General features: G+C 56.4%; 2 protein-coding genes. Both read right to left on the reverse strand.

The annotated features are described in order from the left end of the window. Positions 1-33 precede the first annotated feature (33 nt). Positions 34-798 carry a type VI lipase adapter Tla3 domain-containing protein gene (locus BX591_RS35775; RefSeq protein WP_244147214.1) on the reverse strand — a complete coding sequence of 255 codons (765 nt, stop codon included), beginning with the start codon at positions 796-798 and terminating at the stop codon, positions 34-36. Positions 799-853: 55 nt separating this feature from the next. Next, positions 854-1,891 carry a type VI lipase adapter Tla3 domain-containing protein gene (locus BX591_RS35780; RefSeq protein ID WP_244147215.1) on the reverse strand — a complete coding sequence of 346 codons (1,038 nt, stop codon included), beginning with the start codon at positions 1,889-1,891 and terminating at the stop codon, positions 854-856. Positions 1,892-2,028 lie beyond the last annotated feature (137 nt).

Raw genomic sequence — 2,028 nt, forward strand, 5'->3', positions numbered from 1 at the left:
TGAACCAGTTTGCTATCCTGTTTGGCGAGCGCTTCACGCTCGCACGTGGCTAGAAATCTTTAAACCGCCTCGCACACAAAAATGCGGACAGGTTCGTCGCTCAGGAACAAAGAACGCACTTCGGCGCGCCTGCTCCAGATAATCCTCTCCAAGAGTACGCATCGATGCGCGTGTGTTGAGACCATCCTCAACCAGCACGACGACAGCGGGCAAGTTCGGATGTGTGTCGAAAAACTCAAACAGCCGATCCACCACCTCGTCGCCGTGCTCGGTATGAATCTCATCAAGACGGATATACAACGGGCTCTGAATACCCGCGCCGTTGTCTGCCGCTCCTATACGACTTGCCATGCGATCGGCGTATGGATCGGCAACGTCGCGGGGCGGCCCAGCCGCGATCACGGGAATCGGCCAGCACATGACCCAATCACGAAGCGCGTAGCCGAATACATTGTTTTCGCGTTGCGCTGCTACAAACGCGCGGTCGGCACCCGTATAGGGATATTCTTTTGGCTCCTGTAACAGGAGCATGCCAGAAGCGCCAGCCTCGTCGAGGCGCATTAGCATCGCGCGCTGTCGAAATTTGTCGACCGTCACGCCGAAGCGACGTATCTCGAGCGTGAAACGTGGATCGCGTAGGGCAGCGACTGCGGCCGCTTGATCATCCGCGACTGCGTTTTGCACAGTCGACGGATCGATCCGTTGCACGTCTTTTCTCTGCCACGCGCTGTACCCTGCAAATAGGCTTCCTGCCAGTAACAGAAATAGCAGGGTGAGAAGCAGTGTTCGTCGATTCATCTGGGCCCCTTCCAAAGTCTATTAACCAGCCAGCGAGGGCGCGTGGCACCGCCATTTAGAAATCCCAGCTGAATGTTTGGGGATGTGCTTCACGCGAAGCGCGGTCCGGTGGCGACACCATCACGATGCTCGCGTGAAGTGGATCACGCAGATTGATGAGCGCGTTTGTTTTGCCGTCGCTGTATCCCATCATCAGTGCGAGCGTCATTTGCACCCACGTCGAACTCGTGCCGGTATCACCGCCGATGCGGCGCTGCATGTCGAACGCGTCCTTCGGGTCGTCCAGATCGATGTGCTGCGGGTTGTCGTGAAGGGCCTGGATGAGCAATGCGAGATTGTTCGTCGACATGCCCGTGTCGTGGAATATTCGGCCGGGCTGGTCGTTGGGAGCGAGGGTGCCCAGTGCCTGTTGCCAGCCTTCACGCAGCTTTTCGATGCGCTCGCCCTTTTTGAGTGGTTCGCCGTGGTTGTTGCTTAGAGCGATTCGCACCGGTCGGTGAAGGTAGGCGAGTACTGGCCAGTTGTCGTATTCCGTCAACTGCCATGTGGTCCACGGTATTGGGACCCACGGGTTCGGTTTGAAGCCGTGCGGGATCTTCAATGGTGTGGTCTTCCAGAATTCCGGCAGCTTGCTTTGCCAGTAGTCCCATGGCATTTCCGAAACGTCGGATTGAGGTTTTGGATAGGCCCGCTGCTGCGACCAGAAGTAATTCCATAGTTTGATCACGTCGTACTGCGTTTTGGTGTTGTCGATCGCCTCAGGCGCATTGACGACATACGGTCGGACCATCCGATCTATTCGGTCTTTGCGCGTCACCATCAGTGCGACAAAACTGTCGGGTTGCTCTGGTACGAAGTAGCCATTCGAGTGGAGTAAGTCCCGATCGGCATCTGGCGTACGTAGGTAAGAGCGGGTTTGCAAACCGTCTTCAATCAATACCACCGCAGCTGGCAAGTCCGGATGAGTATCGAAGTATTCGAATAACTTTCCCACCACTCCGTCGCCATGCTCGGTATGAATCTCATCAAGGCGGATGTACAAAGGATTCGTAATGCCTGCGCCGTTGTCTGCGTCGCCGATATGCGTCGCCATGCGATCGGCAAGGTGGTCTTCAGGATTGCGGGGTGGCCCCGCGAACCTGTCCGCATTTTTGTGTGCGAGGCGGTTTAAAGATTTCTAGCCACGTGCGAGCGTGAAGCGCTCGCCAAACAGGATAGCAAACTGGTTCA

This window comes from Paraburkholderia bryophila (assembly GCF_003269035.1).
Classification (GTDB): Bacteria; Pseudomonadota; Gammaproteobacteria; order Burkholderiales; family Burkholderiaceae; genus Paraburkholderia; species Paraburkholderia bryophila.

Bases quoted from the DNA above. Each gene is read 5' to 3' on its own strand.
- BX591_RS35775 (WP_244147214.1), bottom strand. From the start codon at position 798: ATGAATCGACGAACACTGCTTCTCACCCTGCTATTTCTGTTACTGGCA.
- BX591_RS35780 (WP_244147215.1), bottom strand. From the start codon at position 1,891: ATGGCGACGCATATCGGCGACGCAGACAACGGCGCAGGCATTACGAAT.